The organism is Methylobacterium sp. 275MFSha3.1, assembly GCF_900108435.1.
Taxonomy (GTDB): Bacteria; Pseudomonadota; Alphaproteobacteria; order Rhizobiales; family Beijerinckiaceae; genus Methylobacterium.
Genome location: NZ_FNWP01000022.1, coordinates 94,685 through 114,739 on the forward strand (window position 1 = coordinate 94,685; position 20,055 = coordinate 114,739).

Annotated in this window: 19 protein-coding genes; 14 read left to right on the forward strand and 5 right to left on the reverse strand. The window is 72.0% G+C overall.

What is annotated here, in order from left to right; genetic code table 11:
* Nucleotides 1-37: 37 nt before the first annotated feature.
* Entirely contained in the window at nucleotides 38-940 is a 903-nt protein-coding gene (locus tag BLW78_RS23455; protein ID WP_020094457.1) for a LysR family transcriptional regulator, read from the forward strand.
* Between the two features lie 168 nt (nucleotides 941-1,108).
* On the opposite strand, the gene BLW78_RS23460 is transcribed toward BLW78_RS23455, so the two are convergent.
* The 3 genes from BLW78_RS23460 to BLW78_RS23470 form a co-directional block, all read right to left on the reverse strand.
* Nucleotides 1,109-1,801 (reverse strand): helix-turn-helix domain-containing protein, encoded by a 693-nt coding sequence (locus BLW78_RS23460; protein ID WP_056527092.1) that lies wholly within the window; start codon nucleotides 1,799-1,801, stop codon nucleotides 1,109-1,111.
* Nucleotides 1,802-1,957: 156 nt separating this feature from the next.
* On the reverse strand, nucleotides 1,958-2,296 hold the full coding sequence (locus BLW78_RS23465; protein ID WP_082557873.1) for an SPW repeat domain-containing protein: 339 nt from the start codon (nucleotides 2,294-2,296) through the stop codon (nucleotides 1,958-1,960).
* A 343-nt stretch (nucleotides 2,297-2,639) separates the two neighbouring features.
* Nucleotides 2,640-4,313: a methyl-accepting chemotaxis protein gene (locus tag BLW78_RS23470; RefSeq protein ID WP_244527035.1), complete on the reverse strand. Its 1,674-nt coding sequence runs from the start codon at nucleotides 4,311-4,313 to the stop codon at nucleotides 2,640-2,642.
* Nucleotides 4,314-4,722: 409 nt separating this feature from the next.
* Here BLW78_RS23470 and BLW78_RS23475 point away from each other — a divergent pair, with 409 nt between their 5' ends.
* The 9 genes from BLW78_RS23475 to BLW78_RS23515 all read left to right on the forward strand — a co-directional run bounded on the left by BLW78_RS23475 (nucleotide 4,723) and on the right by BLW78_RS23515 (nucleotide 13,439).
* Nucleotides 4,723-5,145, forward strand: coding sequence for a response regulator transcription factor (locus BLW78_RS23475; protein WP_056527098.1), 423 nt, complete (start codon nucleotides 4,723-4,725; stop codon nucleotides 5,143-5,145).
* Between the two features lie 249 nt (nucleotides 5,146-5,394).
* Nucleotides 5,395-6,558 carry an allantoinase PuuE gene (gene puuE, locus BLW78_RS23480; protein ID WP_056527101.1) on the forward strand — a complete coding sequence of 388 codons (1,164 nt, stop codon included), beginning with the start codon at nucleotides 5,395-5,397 and terminating at the stop codon, nucleotides 6,556-6,558.
* Between the two features lie 178 nt (nucleotides 6,559-6,736).
* On the forward strand, nucleotides 6,737-8,233 hold the full coding sequence (locus tag BLW78_RS23485; RefSeq protein ID WP_020094451.1) for an NCS1 family nucleobase:cation symporter-1: 1,497 nt from the start codon (nucleotides 6,737-6,739) through the stop codon (nucleotides 8,231-8,233).
* Nucleotides 8,234-8,433: 200 nt separating this feature from the next.
* On the forward strand, nucleotides 8,434-9,171 hold the full coding sequence (locus BLW78_RS23490) for an aspartate/glutamate racemase family protein (protein WP_091682433.1): 738 nt from the start codon (nucleotides 8,434-8,436) through the stop codon (nucleotides 9,169-9,171).
* Between the two features lie 99 nt (nucleotides 9,172-9,270).
* The gene (locus BLW78_RS23495) at nucleotides 9,271-10,638 is read left to right on the forward strand and encodes an MFS transporter (protein ID WP_091682436.1); all 1,368 of its coding nucleotides are present in this window, start codon (nucleotides 9,271-9,273) and stop codon (nucleotides 10,636-10,638) included.
* A gap of 25 nt (nucleotides 10,639-10,663) precedes the next feature.
* Nucleotides 10,664-11,218 (forward strand): hydroxyisourate hydrolase, encoded by a 555-nt coding sequence (gene uraH / locus BLW78_RS23500; RefSeq protein WP_056527111.1) that lies wholly within the window; start codon nucleotides 10,664-10,666, stop codon nucleotides 11,216-11,218.
* A gap of 35 nt (nucleotides 11,219-11,253) precedes the next feature.
* Nucleotides 11,254-11,607: a hydroxyisourate hydrolase gene (gene uraH, locus BLW78_RS23505; RefSeq protein ID WP_056527114.1), complete on the forward strand. Its 354-nt coding sequence runs from the start codon at nucleotides 11,254-11,256 to the stop codon at nucleotides 11,605-11,607.
* 5 nt (nucleotides 11,608-11,612) lie between these two features.
* Nucleotides 11,613-12,125, forward strand: a complete 513-nt coding sequence (gene uraD / locus BLW78_RS23510) for a 2-oxo-4-hydroxy-4-carboxy-5-ureidoimidazoline decarboxylase (RefSeq protein WP_056527116.1) — start codon at nucleotides 11,613-11,615, stop codon at nucleotides 12,123-12,125.
* Nucleotides 12,126-12,218: 93 nt separating this feature from the next.
* Complete coding sequence (locus BLW78_RS23515; protein WP_056527118.1) at nucleotides 12,219-13,439, forward strand: FAD binding domain-containing protein; 1,221 nt, start codon at nucleotides 12,219-12,221, stop codon at nucleotides 13,437-13,439.
* Here the strand turns inward: BLW78_RS23515 and BLW78_RS23520 are convergent.
* Entirely contained in the window at nucleotides 13,436-13,864 is a 429-nt protein-coding gene (locus BLW78_RS23520) for a cupin domain-containing protein (RefSeq protein ID WP_020094444.1), read from the reverse strand. The genes BLW78_RS23515 and BLW78_RS23520 overlap by 4 nt on opposite strands.
* Nucleotides 13,865-13,987: 123 nt before the next feature.
* Entirely contained in the window at nucleotides 13,988-14,680 is a 693-nt protein-coding gene (locus tag BLW78_RS23525) for a TetR/AcrR family transcriptional regulator (RefSeq protein ID WP_056527120.1), read from the reverse strand.
* Nucleotides 14,681-14,778: 98 nt separating this feature from the next.
* Between BLW78_RS23525 and BLW78_RS23530 the strand changes: the two genes are divergently transcribed.
* From BLW78_RS23530 to BLW78_RS23545, 4 genes are all read left to right on the forward strand, one after another.
* A complete protein-coding gene (locus tag BLW78_RS23530; protein WP_056527123.1) occupies nucleotides 14,779-15,663 on the forward strand; it encodes an FAD binding domain-containing protein in 885 nt (294 codons plus the stop codon).
* Complete coding sequence (locus BLW78_RS23535) at nucleotides 15,653-16,192, forward strand: (2Fe-2S)-binding protein (RefSeq protein WP_056527126.1); 540 nt, start codon at nucleotides 15,653-15,655, stop codon at nucleotides 16,190-16,192. The genes BLW78_RS23530 and BLW78_RS23535 overlap by 11 nt, the downstream gene beginning before the upstream one ends.
* Nucleotides 16,189-18,573, forward strand: coding sequence for a xanthine dehydrogenase family protein molybdopterin-binding subunit (locus tag BLW78_RS23540; RefSeq protein WP_091682438.1), 2,385 nt, complete (start codon nucleotides 16,189-16,191; stop codon nucleotides 18,571-18,573). Before BLW78_RS23535 ends, BLW78_RS23540 begins: the two co-directional genes overlap by 4 nt.
* Before the next feature lie 206 nt (nucleotides 18,574-18,779).
* Complete coding sequence (locus BLW78_RS23545) at nucleotides 18,780-20,027, forward strand: ABC transporter substrate-binding protein (RefSeq protein ID WP_056527136.1); 1,248 nt, start codon at nucleotides 18,780-18,782, stop codon at nucleotides 20,025-20,027.
* The last annotated feature ends 28 nt before the right edge of the window (nucleotides 20,028-20,055 follow it).

The following is a 20,055-nucleotide window of genomic DNA, read 5'->3' on the forward strand; positions in this document are numbered from 1 at the left end:
GTGCTTCTATCCATTCGAAATTCCTATGGGTCGGCCCATGGAACTCCGGCATCTTCGCTACTTCGCCGCGGTGGCGGAGCATCTCAGCTTCACCGCCGCCGCCCAGAGCCTGGGCGTGTCGCAGCCGCCGCTGAGCCAGCAGATCCGCGATCTCGAGGTGGAGATCGGCGTCAACCTGTTCGAGCGCTCGAGCCGGCGCGTCGTCCTGACCGCGGCGGGCGAGGATTTCCTCGGGAACGCGCGGGCGGTCCTCGCGCAGGTCGCCGACGCCGTCGACCGGGCGCGGACGATCGGCACCGGAACGGCCGGCATCCTCAACATCGGCATGACGAGTTCCGTCCTCGCGGGGCCGGCCGGTTGCCTGATCCGGGCCTTCGAGCAGCGCTTCCGGGCGGTGGACGTGCGCATCCACGAGATGGCGCCGGCCGACCAGATCGCGGCCCTGAAGGCGAACCGGACGGATCTCAGCTTCCTCCGCAGCCCCCCCGAGGATCCGGATCTCGTCGCCCACCTGGCGTGGCCGGAGCGGCTCTGCGTGGCCGTGCCGCGCGAGCACACCCTCGCCGCCGGTCGCAGTGTCGCGATCGACGTCTTCCGCAGCGAGCCGCTGATCTCGCTCGGCCTCGAGAGCTCGCGCTTCGCGGCGGATATCTACCAAGCCTGCATCGCGCGCGGGTTCACGCCGAGCATCTCGCAGCAGGTCCGCGAGGCCTCGTCGCTGATCAACCTAGTCGCGGCGGGCTTCGGTCTCGCCATCATCCCAGAATTCGTCGGCCGACCGAGGCATCCGGACGTCGTCGTCCTGCCGATCAAGCCGCCGTTCCTGTCGGCGGACGTCTACGCGCTGCATCATCAGCGCCGGAACCCGGTGATCGACAATTTTCTCGGGCTGATCCGCGAGGAGGCCCCGGGCTTGATCGCGCGCTTCCAGAGGCGGTGACGCCCTTCGTCTCCGCACCCGCTCGCCGGCGCCGTCCGCGACCGTCTCCGAGGCAGCGTCCTGCGCGCAGGCGCCACCCCGAAGCCACCCCGAAGCCACCCCGAAAGCCAACGCGAAACCACGCGGTAGCCCGCAGCGGCGTTCCCGGTGGCGTCCGCGGCGCCTGTCTCAATCCTCGACGAGCCGGCGCAGCCGGGTCCGATGCAGGCACACCTGTCGGCCGCCGTCGCGTCGCAACACCCCGTCCTCCTCCAGCTGCGAGAGGGTGCGCGATACGGTCTCGATGGTCAGGCCGAGGTAGTCGGCGATGTCGCGGCGGGTCATCGGCAGCGCGAAGGTGCCGGCGGAGCCGAGGCGGTCATCGACTTCCAGCAGGAAGGCAGCGACCCGCTCCTGGGCCGAGCGCCGTCCGAGCAGGAGCGCCAGGTCCTGCGCATGTCGCAGGTCGCTCGTGGCCATGCTCCAGAGTCGGCAGGCGACCTCGGCCCGCCCGGTCGCGGCGCGCTCGACCTGTCGTCGCTTGAAGATCAGCACCTTGGTGCTGGTGAGGGCCTCGGCGGTCTGGCGATTGGTCTCGCCCTGCCCGAGCCCGAACAGGTCGCCGGGCAGGTGGAAGCCCGTGATCTGGCGGCGCCCGTCGCTCAGGACCCGGTGGGTGCGCACCGCGCCGCTGAGGACCTTGTAGACGAACTCGGCCTCCTCGCCCTCTCCGTAGATCTCCTCCTCGCGGGCGTAGGAGAACGGTGTCCCGACGACGTCGGGGCATCCCGCGAACAGGGTGCTCCCCTCGATCTCCGGGACGGGAGCGGGACGGGCTGCGGGCCCCTCCGGTGCTGTCCGTGCCGTGAACTCGGTGCTCATCGCTGCGCTCCTCGCCTGCGTCGGTCGGGACGAGATTGGCAGCGGGCGGGAGGCGGAGAAATTCCGGTCGGAGCCTTAAGGCGCGCCCCTTAAGGGCAATCCCGTAGTCGCGGGTGCCGGCCGGATGCCCGCGGCCGCGGCGGCGACGGGCGCGCCTCAGACGGAGCGCGCCTGGGGCGACACGAAGAGCCGCCACAGCGCGTACGCGGCCAGGGCGGCCACGGCGAGCCCGGTCAGGCCGTGCACCCACACGGGTGCCGTCGCGTCGGCGAAGCCGAGAACCCAGGGCGCCATGGCCGCCCAGAGCCCGAGGGCGACGTTGAGGTATTCCTCCCAGGCGCAGGTCACGCCGAGGGCCAGGAGTGCGACCACGGTGATGGCGCCCCCGGTCACGAAGGCGTTGCGCGCGGCGGCCGTCTCGTAGCCCAGATTCAAGTACCACGGTGCGAGGAGGAGCGCGACGCCGAGGAGCATGTTGAGCGCGTTCGGGACCATATCCGCCGTTCGGTTCTCGATCGTTCTCACCGGATTCCCCGCGCGGGCTGACGGCATCGGCGGCCCGATGTCCGGGCACCCGAGCCCTGAGCGACAGACGACCTGCCATCTTTCACGGCCCGAGCATCCGGTATCCGTGCAGCCGATCATTGATCTGGCTCAAGTCGATCGCGGCCTTGCCCGCGTGTCGGGATCCGGCAAGCTTGGCGCGCCGCGGATTTGCTGCGCGCTGTGGGTGGCAGACTCGATTCTCGAGATTGTCGTCGCCGACGGGACGCGCGCGTCGGCGAGATCCGCGTCCTCCCGTCGGACCGGGCGGACGCGGATCTCGGGCGTGGCGACCTCAGGCGGCCCGGACGGTGGCGAGGAAGCGGGCGACCTCGGCGCCGAGATGCTCGGATTGCCGCGACAGCTCCGAGGCCGCCGACAGGACCTGCGAGGCCGCCGCCCCCGTCTCCTCCGAGGCCTGCGCCACGCCGGCGATGTTGCCCGTCACTTCGTTCGTCCCCGCCGAGGCCTGGGCCACGTTGCGCACGATCTCCTGGGTCGCCGCGCCCTGCTCCTCGACGGCCGCCGCGATCGAAGTCGCCACGCTGTCGATCTCCCGGATCCGGCCCGTGATCCCGCCGATCGCCGTCACCGCCTGCGCGGTCACCCCCTGGACCTCGCCGATCTGGCGCGCGATCTCCTCGGTCGCCTTGGCGGTCTGCTCGGCCAGCGCCTTCACCTCGGAGGCCACCACCGCGAAGCCCCGCCCGGCCGCGCCGGCGCGGGCCGCCTCGATCGTGGCGTTGAGCGCCAGCAGGTTGGTCTGGCCGGCGATGCCGGAGATCATCCCGACCATGTCGCCGATCCGCGCGGCGTTCTGGCTGAGCGCCTGGACGAGGTGGGCGGTCTGGTCAGCCTCGCCGACCGCGGCCTGGGCGAGGTGGGCCGAGCCGGTCACCTGCCGGCCGATCTCCTGCACGGAGGAGCCGAGCTCCTCGGCGGCGGCCGCGACCGTGTTGACGTTGGTCGACGCCTCCTCGGCGGCCGCGGCCACGGTGGTCGACTGGGATGCGGTCTCCTGGGCGGTGGCGGTCATCTGCTGGGCGGTGGCCTGGAGCTCGGTGGCCGAGGACGAGACCAGGCCGACGATGCCGCCGACGGCGCGCTCGAAGCCGTCGGCGAGCTCGACCATGGTGCGCTTGCGCTCGGCGGCGGCGGCCGCGTCGGCGCGGCGCCGGACCTCGGCCTCCTCGGCGGCCTTGCGGGCGACCATGGTCTTGATCCCCTCGACGGCCTGGCCGACGGCCCCGATCTCGTCGCCGCGGGTGGCCTCGCGGATCTCGGCATCGACCTCGCCGCGGGCCATCCGCTGCAGGACGCCCACGAGGCTGCCCAGCGGCCGGGTGACCTGGACCACGATCACGTACACGCCGTAGGCGATGCTGAGCGCGGCGAGCGCGAGCGCGGCCAGGAGCGCGAGGCGCGACCAGCCGGCAATCGTCTCCGAGCGCCGGAACTCCGCCTCGGCTTCCCGGACCTGCAACGCGGTCAGCTTGCTCAGCGTGGCGTTGGTGGCCTGCATGCTCTTCAGCAGGTCCGTGTGGGTGGCCTCGAAATCCGAGGCCGCGCCGGCGGCGACGCGCTTGAGGATCTCGGCCGCGATGGCGTCGTTCCGATCGACGCGCACCTGCAGCTCCTTGGCGAGGGCCTCCTCCTCCGGGGTCAGGTAGGTCGCCAGATAGGCCGACCACTCCTTGTGGAGCTTCGACAGATCGCGCTCGATCTTGTCCTTGGCCTCTGCCGGCTCGATCTGCTTGCCGCGCAGCTGGCGCGAGGCGTCGAGCAGGTCATCGTAGGCGTCGCGGATGATGCTGAACTGCCGGAGACAGACGACGCGATCGTCGAAGACGGTCTTCAGGCTCTGATGGCTCCAGTGGAGCGAGAGATTTCCGAGCGCCGCCGTGGCGAGCAGCACCAAGCCGAGTCCGCCGAGCAGCGAGACGAGTCGCAGTTTGATGGTCATTTTCATGAGGCGGATGTCCAGGCGACGGAACCCAGGGCTGCGAACGCGTCAGCCAGGCTGAGCAGTCATGATCGGGTTGCGTAAAATATACGCAAACTGATTAAGATTTATTCTGAAGAGTTTCCCGTTACGGGGTCTGTCATTCGGTCTCCGGCTCGCGATATCGTGCGTGCAAAGGCGTTTCTTCAACTTCAAGATGAGGAATCGGAGCTGAATCAATCGGAAAGGGCCTCCGGGGCGGACAGGAGCGTCACCGCCCAACGTGTCGGATCGCCGCACAGCGGGCGGCGCGGGAGCCGGGATCGACCGGGGCAGGAACGTCGCCGGTCTCGGGATGGGGGGCCAGCACGGACGCGGTCCCGGTCTTGAGGCAGGTCAAGGTCGGCCGCCGCGGACCACCCCTAAGCTCGGCACCATGACCTCACTGGACGCCACGCTCCCGGCGAACGCCACGCTGTCCGCCGCGTCGAGCCTCATCTACGTCGTGGACGATGACCCGGCCATCCTGCACTCGACCCGCTTCCTCTTGGAGAGCGAGGGCCACCGGGTGGAGACCTTCGCCGACGGACGCGCGCTGCTGGCCGCCTTCCCCGGCCCGCACCCGACCTTCGTCCTGCTGGACCACGTCATGCCGGGGATGGACGGGCTCGCGGTGTGGGGCCGGCTGCGGGACCTCGCTGCCGGCGTGCCGGTGATCCTGATCACCGGCCACCCCGATCCGGGCATCCGGAGCCGCGCCCGCGCCGCCGGCATACCCCTGGTCGAGAAGCCGCTGGCGTTCGACGCCCTGATGGGCATGCTCGCCGCCGGCCCGATCCCCGCCAGCCGCGCCCGTTAGGGGCCGCGGTGCCCGCTCGGGACGCCCGACCGTCGGGCCGCCGACGTGGCGGCGCGTGAGGTCGTCGACCCGGCACGGGCAGGTTCCGCCGGCTCGACGACAGGCCGGTGGCGATCCGCCCGACGGCGCTCCGACACTCAGATCAATGATCGCACCATCTAAACGCGCAACCTATCAATCAAGCCGAACAAGATATTGGACCAACGGTCGGCCGTGCGTCTATCTCGCGTCGGAGCGAGGGATCACGCCATGTTCGACCTCGACCAGGACTATCCCCGCGACATGGTCGGATACGGCCGGCATCGACCGGACCCGGCCTGGCCCGGGGGCAAGCGCGTCGCCGTCCAGTGCGTCATCAACTACGAGGAGGGCGGCGAGAACTGCATCCTCCACGGTGACGCGGCGTCCGAGGCCTTCCTCTCCGAGATCGTCGGGGCCCTGCCCTGGCCGGGGAAGCGCCACGCCAACATGGAGTCGATCTACGAGTACGGCGCCCGCGCCGGCTTCTGGCGCCTCTGGCGCGCGTTCACGCGCCGCAACCTCCCGGTCACGGTCTTCGGCGTCGCCTCGGCGATGCAGCGCAACCCCGAGGCCGTCGCCGCGATGGTCGAGTCCGGCTGGGAGATCGCCAGCCACGGCCTGCGCTGGATCGACTACCGCGACCACAGCCCGGAGGCCGAGCGCGCCGACATCGACGCCGCCGTCGCGCTGCAGGCATCGCTGACGGGCAGCAGGCCCCTCGGCCTGTACCAGGGGCGCACCTCCGCGAACACGCTCGCCATCGGCGCCGCCGAGGGCGGATTCCTGTACCTCGCCGATTCCTACGCCGACGACCTGCCCTACTGGCTGCGGATCGGGGGGCTTCAGCAGCTCGTCGTCCCCTACACCCTCGACGCCAACGACATGCGGTTCGCCACCGCCCAGGGCTTCAACAACGGCGACCAGTTCTTCGGCTACCTCAAGGACACGTTCGACGTCCTGTACCGCGAGGGCGAGGCGGGACGGGGCGGCATCATGTCGGTGGGGCTGCACTGCCGCCTGGTCGGGCGTCCGGGGCGGATGGCCGCGCTGGAGCGGTTCCTCGACTACGTGGGCGATCACCCCGACGCCTGGGTGACCACGCGGCTGGACATCGCCCGTCACTGGATCGCGGCCCACCCGCCGCGCGGCGGCTACCGGCCGACCTGCATGGGCCGCGCCCTGTTCGGCGCGGTCTTCGGCCCGGTCTGCGCCGGGCTGGCCGACGCGTCGCCCGCGGCGGGCGTGGCGATGGCGGAGCGGGTCCACGCGGCCGGACTCCCCGCGGAGGCGGACGACCCGTCCGGCCTGGCCCGGCTCCTCGCGGAGGCCGCGGGCGCCCCGGCCGACGCGGGCGGCCTCCGGACCCGCCTCGCGGCGGTCGTCGCGGGATAGACAAGTCGACGTCACGACCGGGACTTGAAGATCCGAACTCGGTCGTGATCTGTATTCAGGTCGTGTTTTCAGAAGTCAGGAGACGGAGAGTTCCAGGTTTTGCATGGCGGTCCCAGCGGGTCGTCAGCGTCACGGAAAAAGCCCGGCAACAGGGCTGCGCCAGTCAGGGAGAAACGCCATGTACGCACAGGTTGAGGCCGCCGGCATCAGCACGGCCGTGTCGGACGAACGGGAAGCCGTCGTCATCAAGCCGAGCTACGATCCAGATCTCGTGAACAAGGATCTGGCCCCGCTGCGCAAGCAGACCTGGGGCACCTACAACATCTTCGCCTTCTGGATGTCTGACGTCCACAGCGTCGGCGGATACGTGACCGCCGGCTCCCTGTTCTCGCTGGGCCTCGTGAGCTGGCAGGTGCTGATCGCCCTGCTCGTCGGCATCGTGATCGTCCAGATCTTCTGCAACCTCGTCGCCAAGCCGAGCCAGCAGACCGGCACGCCCTATCCGGTGATCTGCCGCGCCTCCTTCGGGGTCAAGGGCGCCAACATCCCGGCGATCATCCGCGGGCTGATCGCGGTCGCGTGGTACGGCATCCAGACCTACCTCGCCTCGGCGGCGCTGACGGTGGTGGCGCTCCGCTTCTACCCCGAACTCGCCGTCTACGCCGACGTCAAGCAGTACGGCTTCGCCGGCCTGTCGGGTCTGGGCTGGGCCGCCTTCATGACGCTCTGGGTCCTGCAGGCGCTGGTCTTCTGGCGCGGCATGGAGGCGATCCGCGTGTTCATCGACTGGGCGGGGCCGGCGGTCTACGTGGTGATGATCGCGCTCGCCGCGTACCTCGTCGCCAAGGCCGGGATCGGCGAGATCGGGCTGACCCTGGGCACCGTGAAGTATACCGGCTGGGACGCCCTGCCGGTGATGATCAACGCCGTCGCCCTCGTGGTCTCCTACTTCTCCGGGCCGATGCTGAACTTCGGCGACTTCTCGCGCTACGGCGCGAGCTTCGAGGCGGTGAGGAAGGGTAACTTCTGGGGTCTCCCGGTGAACTTCCTCGGGTTCTCGCTCCTGACGGTCGTCACCGCCTCGGCGACGGTTCCGGTCTTCGGCCACCTGATCACCGACCCGGTGGAGACGGTGAGCCGCATCGACAGCACCTTCGCGGTCGTGCTCGGCGCCTTCACCTTCATGACCGCGACCATCGGGATCAACATCGTCGCGAACTTCGTCTCGCCCGCGTTCGACTTCTCGAACGTGTCGCCGCGGCGGATCTCGTGGCGCATGGGCGGGATGATCGCGGCCGTCGGCTCGATCTTCATCACGCCCTGGAACCTCTACAACAATCCCGCGGTGATCCACTACACGCTCGACGTCCTCGGCGCGTTCATCGGCCCGCTGTTCGGGATCCTGATCGCCGACTTCTACTTCGTGAAGAAGCAGAAGGTGGTCCTCGACGACCTCTACACGATGAGCCCCGCCGGGACGTACTGGTACAGTGGCGGATACAACCGCGCCGCGGTGACCGCCATGATCCCCTCGGCCCTCATCCCCGTGCTCTGCGTGATCCTGCCGGGCCTGGAGGGCGTGGCGAACTTCACGTGGTTCATCGGGTGCGCCCTGGGCTTCGCGATCTACACCGCCCTCATGCGCCGCCCCGCGGGCGCGGCCCGTCCTGCCTGAGGCCGTCCTGCCTGAGGCCGTCCGGACCTGGACCCGCCCCGGTCCGGACCTGGACCCGCCCCGGTCCGGATCGGAGACACGAACGGCCCGGCGGCGCGGCCTGACCCGCGCCGCCGGGCCCCCCGACCTCCCCATCCCCGGCCGGCTGCGTGCGGGCCTCTGCCCGGCCATCCGGCCGGCTCCCGCCACCCGAGGGCGCCATGCGGATCCTGCTGCTCAATCCGAACACCAGCACGTCTGTGACCGACCTCCTGGCCGGGCAGGTCGGGACGATGGCGGGCGCGACTGCGACCTTCGTCCCGGCCACGGCGCGGTTCGGCGCCGCCTACATCGCCAGCCGGGCGGCCCTGGCCATCGCCGGCCACGCCGCCCTCGACGCCTTCGCGGAGCACGGCCGGGACTGCGACGCGGTCTTCCTCGCCTGCTTCGGCGATCCCGGGCTGCTGGCCCTGCGCGAGGTCTCACCGGTCCCGGTGGTGGGGATGCTCGAAGCGTCGTGCCGCGAGGCCCAGCGGGTCGCCGGGCGCTACGCCATCGTGACCGGCGGGGCCCTGTGGAAGCCCATGCTCCGCGAGTGCGTCGCGAGCCTCGGCGTCGGTGACGGCCTCGCGGGCATCCGAACGATCGCGCGCACCGGCAGCGAGATCGCCAAGGACCCGGAGGCGGCGCTGTCCGACCTCGCGGCCGCCTGCCGGGCCTGCGCCGAGGAGGATCGCGCCGAGGCGGTGATCCTCGGCGGCGCCGCCCTGGTCGGCCTCGCGGCCCGCCTGCAGCCGCACGTGCCGGTCCCGGTCCTGTGCTCGGTCACGTCGGGGGTGAAGGCGGTCGTCGCCGCCGCGGCCGCGCCCTACCGGCGCCCGCCCGCCGTCGCCGCGGACAATGTCGGCCTCGGCCACGCCCTCGCGACGCTGCTCGCGCCGCGCGAAGCCATCGGCTGAGACGGGGCGGGCGGCCGCCGGCGCGAGACTGGCAGCCGTCCTGCATCGCTCGGAATTCCAACGCCCCGTTCCGGATGGGGCAACCCTGTGGGGCCAGCCATGACGATCCAGGCGCACCACGCGACCGACATGCCGGCCCTCGCGGCGCCCGCGCGCCTGGACGACGCCTACCGCCGGATCACGTGGCGGCTGCTGCCATTCCTGATGGTCCTGTGGATCCTGTCCTGGATCGACCGGGTCAACATCGGCTTCGCCAAGCTGCAGATGCTGGCCGAGCTCCGGTTCAGCGAGACCGTCTACGGCATCGGCGCGGGGATCTTCTTCATCGGCTACTTCCTGTGCGAGGTGCCGAGCAACCTGCTGCTGGAGCATATCGGCGCCCGGAAGACGATCGCGCGGATCACCCTGCTGTGGGGGCTCTGCTGCGTGGCGATGATGTTCGTGACCACGCCGGCGTTCTTCTACGTCCTGCGCTTCCTGCTCGGTGTCTTCGAGGCCGGATTCTATCCAGGGGTCATCTTGTACCTGACCTACTGGTATCCGAGCGAGCGCCGGGCCAAGGTGTTCGGGCTGTTCATGTCGGCCTCGGCGCTGGCCGGCGTCATCGGGGGGCCGCTCGCGGGCGCGATCATGTCGGGGATGCACGGCGTCAACGGCTGGTCCGGCTGGCAGTGGGTGTTCCTGCTCGAGGGTATCCCGTCGATCCTGGCCGGGATCGTCACGCTGTTCTACCTCACGGACCGGCCCGCCAAGGCCGGCTGGCTGACGGCGGAGCAGAAGGCGCTGGTCGAGGCCGACCTCGCGCGCGACGCTGCGGCCCTCGGCCACCGCGAGCACCGCATCCTCGCCTCGCTGAAGGACGCGCGCGTCTGGCAGTGCATCGCGATCTTCTTCTGCATCGTCACGGCGAACTCGGCCCTGACCTTCTTCGGCCCGAGCGTGGTGCGCGACGCCGGCTTCACCGACCCGCTGACGGTCGGCTGGATCATGTCGGCGGCCTATCTCTGCGGCGGCGCCGGGATGATCCTGAACGGCCGCCACTCGGACCGGACCGGCGAGGCGCGGCTGCATTGCGGGGTCCCGGCCTTCGTCGGGGCACTGGCCATCGCGCTCACCGGCGTCTTCATCGCGGGCGCGCCGGTCCTCGCGCTGCTCATGCTCGGGGTGGCGATCGTCGGCACGATGAGCGCGATCCCGGTCTTCTGGCAGATCCCCGGCCGCTTCCTCGCCGGGTCGGCGGCCGCGGCCGGCATCGCGCTCATCAACTCGGTGGCCAATCTCGCGGGCTTCGGAGCGCCGGCGGCGATGGGTTACCTGCGCGAGCAGACCGGCTCGGTCGCGACCGGCCTCTGGCTGGTCGCCGCCGTCGAGGCCGCGGCGCTCGTCCTGATCCTGGCCTTCGTCCCGCCGGCGACGCCGGAGATGGGTCGGCGCGCCCGGGCCCGCGCGGCGCACGAGCCGGCGTGAACCGCAGCACGAGAGGGAGGCTTTCTTGGAACACGGACCCGAACGACACGCTCTGACGCGGCGCGGCCTCGTCGCGACGGGGCTCGGCGCCGCGGCCGCGGTCTCCGCGGGCCCGGCGCTGGCCCAGGGCACGCCCGCTCCGGCGGCGGCTCCGGCCAATGCTCCGGCCGGTTCCCCGACCAAGCCCGGCACGCTGAACACCGCGCCCGTGTCGCAGGCCGGCCTCTCGCCGCGGCTGACCCTGCACGCCATCGACAATTTCCACGGCACGCCCGGTGCCGGGATGGTCTGCGACCTCGCGATGCACGACGGCACCGGCTACCGTCCGATCCGGACGGTCACCACCGCGCCGAACGGCCGGACCGCCGAGCCGCTCCTGGTCGACGAGGCTTTCAAGGCGGGCCGCTACGAGCTGGTGCTGCACGTCGAGGCGTATTTCGCGAACCTGGGCGTGAAGCTCCCGACCCCGAACTTCCTCGGCCTCGTGCCGATCCGGTTCCGGATCCGCGACGCGAGCCAGCGCCACCACCTGCCGGTGCTGTTCACGCCCTGGGGCTATTCCTACTACCGCGGCAGCTGACCCGTCCGATCCCCGACGCGACAAGGAGACCCGGCATGGCGGGCATCACCACACACGTCCTCGACACCGATCGCGGCCGCCCCGTCGCGGGGGTCCGGATCGACTTCTCCGTCCTCGAGAACGGCCAGTGGCGGCTCGTGAAGAGCGTCGTCACCAACGCCGACGGCCGGACCGACGCGCCGATCCTCCCGGCCGACAAGGCCGAGACCGGCCAGTACCAGCTGGAATTCTTCGTCGACCCTTATTTCCAGGGCCGGGCCGGCACCGCGGAGGCCGACATCTTCATCGACAACCCGGTCGTGCGGTTCGCCGTCGCCGACGCCAAGCAGCACTACCACGTGCCGATGCTGTGCGCCCCGTCGAGCTTCACCACCTACCGCGGAAGCTGAGCGGCATGATCGACCTCGACCGCCTCAACGCCCTCGAGCGCGACGCCTTCGTCGCGTATCTCGGCGGCGTCTTCGAGCACGCGCCCTGGGTCGCCCGGGCCGCCCACGGCGGGGCGCCCTTCGCCGACCTCGCCGCTCTCCACGGGGCGATGATGGCGGCCGTGCGCGCGGCGCCGCCGGACGTGCGCCTGGCCTTCCTCAACGGCCATCCCGAACTCGCCGGCCCGGAAGCCCGGGCCCGGGCGATGACCGCCGATTCCGCGCAGGAGCAGGGCAGCGCCGGCCTCGACCGGCTGACGGAGGCGGACGCGGCGGCGTTCGACCGGCTGAACGCCGCCTACCGGCACCGGTTCAACTTCCCGTTCATCGTCGCCGTGCGCGGCCGGGACCTGCGCGAGATCCGCGCGCTGTTCGAGGAGCGCCTCGCGCGCGCGGTCGCGGACGAGGAGGCGACGGCCCTGGAGGAGATCGGCGCGATCACCCGGATGCGGCTCGACCGGCTGGTGCGGCCGGTCTAGCGCGGCGCCCCGCGGCGATTTCGATCTTGGCCGGCCGGCCGGGCGCGTCCATGCTGGGCGCGGTCGGGACCGCCGTCCCGGTTCGAGGGCTGCATGAAGCGACTGGACGTGGCCGTCATCGGCGGCTCGATCGCCGGACTGACCACGGCGTGCCTGCTCGCGCGGAGCGGCCACGCCGTCACGGTGTTCGAGCGGTCGGCGGCCGCGCTCACGGGCCGCGGGGCGGGGATCGTCACGCATCCCGGCCTCCGGGCGGTGCTGGCGCGCTGCGGTGCTCCGGCCGGGGCGGGCGATCTCGGCGTCACCGTCGAGGGCCGCCGGGTCCTCGACCGGGACGGGACCGTGATCGCGGAGCGGAGCCTGCCGCAGGTGCTGGCGAGCTGGGGACGGCTCTACGGCCTTCTCCTGGACGCCGTGCCCCCGGACAGCGTCCGCTACGGCGCGGCGCTCGCCGCGGTCGAATCCGACGGCGCGCGCGTCGTCGCCTTCTTCGAGGACGGCCGCCGGATCTCCGCGGATCTCCTCGTCGGCGCCGACGGGCAGTTCTCGACGGTGCGGTCCCGGTTCCTGAGCGGTGTCGCGCCGCGCTACGCCGGCTACGTGGCGTGGCGCGCCGTCGTCGACGCGGCGGCCCTCGCGCCGGCGACCCGGGAGGCGATCGGCGGCCATTTCGCGTTCTGCCTGCCTCCGGGCGAGCAGATCCTCGGCTATCCCGTGCCCGGGCGCGCGGACGAGGCCGCCGGGCTGTGCTTCAACGCGGTCTGGTACAGGCCGACCGAGGAGGCCGCGCTCGCCGCGCTGCTGACCGATACCGGCGGCGTCCGCCACGCCCTCTCCATCCCGCCGGGCCGCATCAAGGCCGCGGTGCTGGAGGCGATGCGCGCCGACGCGGCGCGGATCCTGGCGCCCCCCTTCGCCGAGGTCATGCTGCGCGCCGAGCAGCCGTTCCTGCAGGCGATCCTGGACATCGAGACGCCGACCATGATCCCGGACCGCGGCGTCGCGCTGATCGGCGACGCCGCCTTCGTGGCCCGGCCCCATGTCGGGATGGGCGCAACCAAGGCCATGGAGGACGCCGCCGCCCTCGCGGACGCCCTGGACGCGGCCGGCGCCGACGTGGACGCGGCGCTCACGGCCTTCGAGGCGCGCCGACGCGCCTACGGCGCGGCCGTCGTGGCGCGGGGACGCGATCTCGGCGCGTACCTGCAGGCGCAGCAGCGCGGCGCGGCCGAGCGGGCGGCGGCGGAGCGGTTCCGCAGCCCCGAGGCGGTGATGGCCGGGACGGCGGTGCCGCCCGATATCCCCCGCGCTTAGGCCGCGCGGCGGGTCGCCTCCGCGCGCACGGCGGCCGGGAGCGCGAGGGGCGGGTTCGCGCTGTCCAGGAACTCGACGGTGGTGAAGATCAGCTCCGTGTCGCCGATATTGGCGAGGTCGTGGGTCATCGACTCGCCCGGCCCGAACGACAGGTGCTGGATGTCGCCCGCGCGGTAATCGACCTCCGCGACCCGCCCGTCGCCGTAATGCGAGCGGGCCCGCCCCGCCGTCACCGCGGTCCAGAAATAGTCGAGCACGTGCGTGTGGAAGCCGATCCGCGCGCCGGGCGCCAGGACGATGGTCCAGACCCGGGAGCGGTCATCCTCCGAGAGCAGCCGGGTGCCGACGCAGCCGTTGTCCCGCGCCGCCGCGTATTCCTGTGCCAAGTGGGGCGGCAGCGCCGCCGGTTCCGTTCCCTGGGTCATGGCGTTCCTCCGGCCCGCGAGGCTAACGCAGTTCCCGCGAAAGTCATCGCCGCGGCGGCCCGCTCCGGTGACGCGGGCGGGCCGGACCGGCGCCTCCCGTGATCCGGGGATCCCGGGATGGCCCTACAGCGCGTCGGACGACCGCGCCGCCGTCACCACCCGGCGGTGGGTGGCGAGCAGCCCCGGAAGCGCGGCGTCGAGCATGGCGGCCCGGACCGCGTCGCGGTCCGCCGTGCCGTCCATGCCGTAGACCCGCGAGCGCAGGCCGACGTAGACCAGCGCGCCGTGGATGCCGAACAGGAGCTCGAACTCGTCCGCGGCGAGCGGCTGAACCTCCGGGTCCGGCAGGTTCGACTCGGCGCGCATCCCGGCGAGCAGCGGCGCGAAGATGCGCGCGCGGACCATGCCGAGGTAGCGGCTCGGCAGATCGAACCCCTTGAGGCCGGCCGACACGAAGATCCGCAGCCACGCGTAGTCGTCGATCCGGCGCTGGTAGTCGATCTCGAAGCGCCGGAAGCGCTCAAGGACGGGGAGCGCGGTGTCGCGCACCGTCGCCTCCCAGCCGGGATCCCAGCGCCTGAGATAGACCTCCTCGTAGATGCGCTCGATCAGCGCCGCCTTGGTCGGGAAGTAGCGGAACAGCAGCGGCTGCGTGATGCCCAGCCGGCGGGCGAGCTCCCGGGTGTGCCCGTCGAGGCCGACCTCGGCGAAGTAGGCGACCGCGCCCTCGACGATCTGGCGCTCGCGGGCCTCCGGCGTCAGCCGCCGGCCGGTCGGCACCCGACCGTCACTGTCCGCCGGCCTGCTTGACGCCATCTCGGTTTCGCCTTCTATTGAGCGAACGATCAATAAGGGCCTCCAGCCTGTCCCATCGGGGCGGTCATGGGCAAGCCCATCGGGAGGAGGACAAGGGCTTGAAGGCGCCCGACTTCGCCTACGCGCGTCCGGCCTCGCTCGACGCGGCGCTGGCCCTGCTCGCTGAGCACGGGGAGGACGCCGTTCCGCTGGCGGGCGGCCAGAGCCTCGTCACGGCCCTCAACATGCGGCTCTCGGCGCCCGGCCTGCTGGTCGACCTCAACGCGATCCCCGAACTCACCGGTGTCTCGGAGGCCGGCGGCGAGGCCGGCGGCATTGTTCGGATCGGCGCGATGACGCGTCACCGCGATGTCGGGACCGCGGCACTCGTGCGCGAGCGCCTGCCGCTGCTCGCCGCCGCCCTGCCCCACATCGCCCATCCGGCGATCCGCAACCGCGGCACGATCGGCGGCTCGGTGGCGCTGGCCGACCCGGCCACCGAGTGGCCCGCCTGCTGCCTCGCCGCGGGCGCCTCGATCGTGGTGCGCGGGCCCGGGGCCGAGCGGCGCGTCCTGGCGGACGATTTCTTCCAGGGCCTCTACACGACGGCCCTGGAGCCCGGCGAGATCGTCACGGCGATCGAGTTCCCGGTTCCGGGGGCCGACGCGGTCTGGGGCTTCGAGGAGTTGTCGCGCCGCCACGGCGACTACGCCCTCGTCGGCCTCGCGGCGACCGGGCGGCGATCCGCGGGCGGCCTGTCGGACCTGCGCCTCGCCTTCTTCGGCGTCGCCGACCGGCCGGTGCTCGCCCGCGCCGCCGCGGCGGCCCTGGAGGCCGGCGACCTCGCGGGCGCCCAGGCGGCGCTCGCCGGTGAGCTCGACCCGCCGGACGACCCGACGACCAAGGCCGCGACGCGGCTCCACCTCGCCCGCGTGATCCTCGGCCGCGTGGCGGCCCGGATGCGCGGCGGCAGCGCGCAGGAGGGCGGCCCCGATGGCGTCTGAGAGCCCGGACCGCGCGCACGCGGTCGCCTTCACGCTGAACGGCGAGGCCGTGCGGGCGCATGTCCCGGCCCGGATGCATCTCGGCGACCTGCTGCGCCAGTCCTTCGGCCTCACCGGCGTGCATCTCGGCTGCGAGCACGGCGTGTGCGGCGCCTGCACGATCCTGGTCGACGGCCGGGCGGTGCGCGCCTGCCTGATGCTCGGCGTGCAGGCCGACGGCGCCACCGTCGAGACCGTGGAGGGGCTGACGGAGAGCGGGCGCATCCGCGACCTGCAGGACGCCTTCCACGCCCGCAACGCCCTGCAATGCGGCTACTGTACCCCCGGCATGCTGGTGACGGCCGCCGAGCTCCTGGACGACGCGGACGCGGCCACCTCGCGCGAGGCGATCCGCGCGGCGATCGCGGGCAATTACTGCCGCTGCACCGGCTACCACGCCATCGTCGACGCCATCGCGGCGACCGCCGAGGCGCGCGGGCAAGGTCGCCGGGATGCCGGCAGGGATGCCGGCCTGGAGGCCGCCGAATGAGCGCGGATCCGGGCGGCCTCACCTTCCTCGACCGGCCGAACAGCTATATCGGCCGCTCGGTCCCGCGGCCGAACGCGCGGCGCCTGCTCGAGGGACGGGGCGTCTACGTGGACGACGTGGCCGTCGCCCGCCTCGGCCACGTCGCCTTCCTGCGCAGCCCCCACGCCCACGCCCGCATCGTCGCCCTGGACACCGCGGACGCCAAAACGATGCCCGGCGTGATCGCCGTGGTGACGGGGCCCGAACTGGCGGCCGTGTGCACGCCGTGGGTCGGCGTGCTCGGCCACTTCAAGGGCCTGCGCTCGGCGGCCCAGCACGCCCTGGCCCTCGACCGGGTGACCTGGGTCGGCGAGCCGTTCTGCGCGGTCGTCGCGCACGGCCGGGCCGAGGCCGAGGACGCGCTCGCGGCGATCACGGTCGAGTTCGACCCGCTCCCCGCCGTCGTCGACATGGAGACGGCGCTCGATCCCGCGACGCCCGCGATCCACGCCGAATTCGGCGACAACCTCGCCTTCGAGCGCGTCCTCGACGTCGGCGACGTCGACGCGGCCTTCCGCGACGCGGCCCTGGTGGTCGAGGAGACCTTCCAGTTCGGCCGGCACACGGGCGTGTGCCTGGAGCCGCGGGCGATCCTGGCCGACTGGGCGGCGGCGGACGGGATGCTCACCGTCCACCACTCCTTCCAGGCGCCGCACATGATGCAGGACATCCTGTGCAAGCACCTCGCCCTCCCCGAGGGGGCGGTGCGGGTGATCTGCAAGGATGTCGGCGGGTCCTTCGGGATCAAGGTCCACATCTACCCCGACGAGATGGCGACCTGCGCGCTGGCGCTGATGCTCAAGCGCCCGGTCAAGTTCGTCGCCGACCGGCTGGAGAGCTTCCAGAGCGACATCCATGCCCGCGACCACCGGGTCACCGCCCGGATGGCCTTCTCGGCCGAGGGCGACATCCTCGCCCTCGACATGGACGACCTCACGGGCATCGGGCCCTACTCGGTCTACCCGCGCACCAGCGCGGTCGAGGCCAACCAGGTCGTCAACCTGACCGGCGGCCCCTACCGGCACCGGCACTACCGGGCCCGGGCCCGGGTCGTGCTCCAGAACAAGGCGCCGACCTGCCAGTACCGGGCGGTGGGCCACCCGATCGCCACGATGGTCGCCGAGGGGCTCGTCGATCTCGGCGCCGCCCGGCTCGGCCTCGACCCCCTGGCCGTGCGCGAGCGCAACGTCATCCCGGACGACGCCTATCCCTGCGCGGGCGTCTCGGGAATCAAGCTGGAAAAGCTGTCCCACCAGGCGGCGCTCGCCAAGCTCAAGGCGATGATGGACTACGACGGCCTCCGGGCCGAGCAGGCGGACCTGCGCCGGCGGGGGATCCACCGCGGCATCGGGCTCGCGGCCTTCATCGAGATCACCAACCCGTCGGCCGCCTTCTACGGGGTCGGCGGCGCGCGCATCTCCTCCCAGGACGGCTGCACGATCCGGCTCGATCCGCAGGGGGGTGTCGTCGCGTCGGTCAGCGTCACCGAGCAGGGCCAGGGCACCGAGGGCATCATCGCGCAGATCGTGGCCACCGCCACGGGCGTGCCGATGGACAAGGTCCGGGTGATCTCCGGCGACACGCAGGCGACGCCCTACGGCGGCGGGACCTGGGCCTCGCGCGGGGCCGGCATCGGCGGCGAGGCCGCGTGGCAGGCCGGCAAGGCGCTGCGCGGCAACGTCCTGGCGGTGGCGGGCGCGATCCTGCAGGCCGATCCGGAAAGCCTCGACGTCCGCGACGGCGCCGTGGTGGACGCAGGCACCGGGACCGAGCGCATGCCGCTCGCGGAGCTCGGCCGCATCGTCTACTTCCGCCCCGACACGCTGCCGCCGGGGGTGCAGCCCGAGTTCGTGGCGACCCGGCACTACGTGCCCAAGGACTACCCCTTCGCCTTCACCAACGGCGTGCAGGCCTCCTACGTCGAGGTCGACACCGAGACGGGCTTCGTGCGGCTGCTCAAGCACTGGTGCGTCGAGGATTGCGGCACCGTGCTCAACCCGCTCCTCGTCGACGAGCAGATCCGCGGCGGCATCGTCCAGGGGATCGGCGGGGCCCTGTTCGAGCACTGCCTCTACGACGGCGAGGGCCAGCTGCTGAACGGGTCGATGGCCGACTACCTCGTGCCGATGGCCGGCGAGATGCCCGATATCGACGTCGCCCACGTGGTCTCGGCCACCGCGTCGTCCGAGATCGGCGCCAAGGGCGCGGGCGAGGCCGGCACCGCCGGCGCGCCGGCGGCGGTCGTCAACGCCATCAACGACGCGCTCGCGCCGCTGAACGCCCGTGTCGCGCGCCAGCCGGTGACGCCCGAGGTCGTGCTGGAGGCGCTGGGACTGATCTGAAACCGGCTGCGGGCTTCCCCGTCCTTGCGAGCGCAGCGAAGCAACCCAGGGCAGCGGGACGCTGCCGAACGTGGCGGATCCCCGGATCGCTTCGCTGCGCTCGCGAGGACGGATGACCCTTTCGGGTCAGGACACATCGACCATCACGGGGCACGGTCCGCCGAAGAGACCGGTCCCGATCAGGAAACGCCGACGGAGGGACGGGAATGGGAACGGGCTTCGACAGGCGCCGGCTGCTCCAGGGCAGCGCCGCCGCATCCGCGCTGGCGCTCGCCGCCCCGGCGCTCCTGCGCTCCGCGATCGCGCAAGGCGGTTCGACCGGAGGCCCGATCCGGATCGGCTTCCCGGTGCCGCTCACCGGCGCCTTCGGGGCCGAGGCGAACGACCAGGTCCGCGCCGCTCAGCTCGCCGTCAAGGCGTTCAACGAGGCCGGCGGCTTCCAGGGCCGCACGGCCGAGCTCCTCGTGCGCGACGACAAGCTCAACCCCGGCGAGGCGGCGACCCGGACCCTCGAGCTGATCGAGAAGGACAAGGTCAACTTCCTGGTCGGCGGCCTCTCGGCGGCCGTGACCCTGTCGATCAACAACGTCGCCCGCGAGCGCGGCGTGATCTACAACTCGATCAGCCAGTCCGACGCGATCAACGAGGCCAAGGATTTCGGCCGCACCACCTTCCACGAGGCCCTGAACCCGCACATGACCGCGGGCGCGGTCGGCCGCTACGTCTTCCCGAAATCGGGCAAGCGCGTCGCCTTCCTCAGCGCCGACTACGCGTACGGCCACGAGATGATGCGCGGGTTCAAGCGCGCCGGCGAGGCCTCGGGCATCGAGGTCGTGGCCGACATCCGCCACCCGATCGGCGCCTCCGACTACTCGGCCTTCCTGCCCCGGATCGCCGCGCTCAAGCCCGACGTGCTCTGCCTGTGCAATTTCGGCCGGGACCAGGTCGTCTCGATCCAGCAGGCGACCGAGTTCGGCCTGAAGCGCACCACCAAGCTCGTCGCGCCGGTCCTGCTCTTCACCGCCCGCAAGGCCGGCGGCGACGCCTTCGACGGCGTGATCGGCGGCACCTCCTACTACTGGCGCCTGGAGGACAGCGTGCCCTCCGCCAAGGCGTTCAACGACCGGTTCCGCGCCGCCTACAACGGCGCCGTCCCGTCGGATTACGGGGCGCTGGGCTATGCCGGCGTCCGCTCGGTGCTGGAGGGCGTTAAGGCCGCCGGGTCGGTCGAGACCGAGAAGGTCGTGGCCGCCATGGAGGCCCTGAAGGCCGACTTCTACAAGGGTCCGCAGAGCTTCCGGAAATGCGACCACCAGTCGGTGCAGTCGGTCCTGATCGTCGAGGCGAAGTCGAAGGACATGAAGACGCCGGACGACGTCTTCACGATCCTCGGCACGGAGGGGCCCGACGAGCGCTTCCTGCGCGGCTGCGACGAACTCGGGCACAAGGCGTGAGGCGCTCCGTGCGAACCCGCGGGAGGGC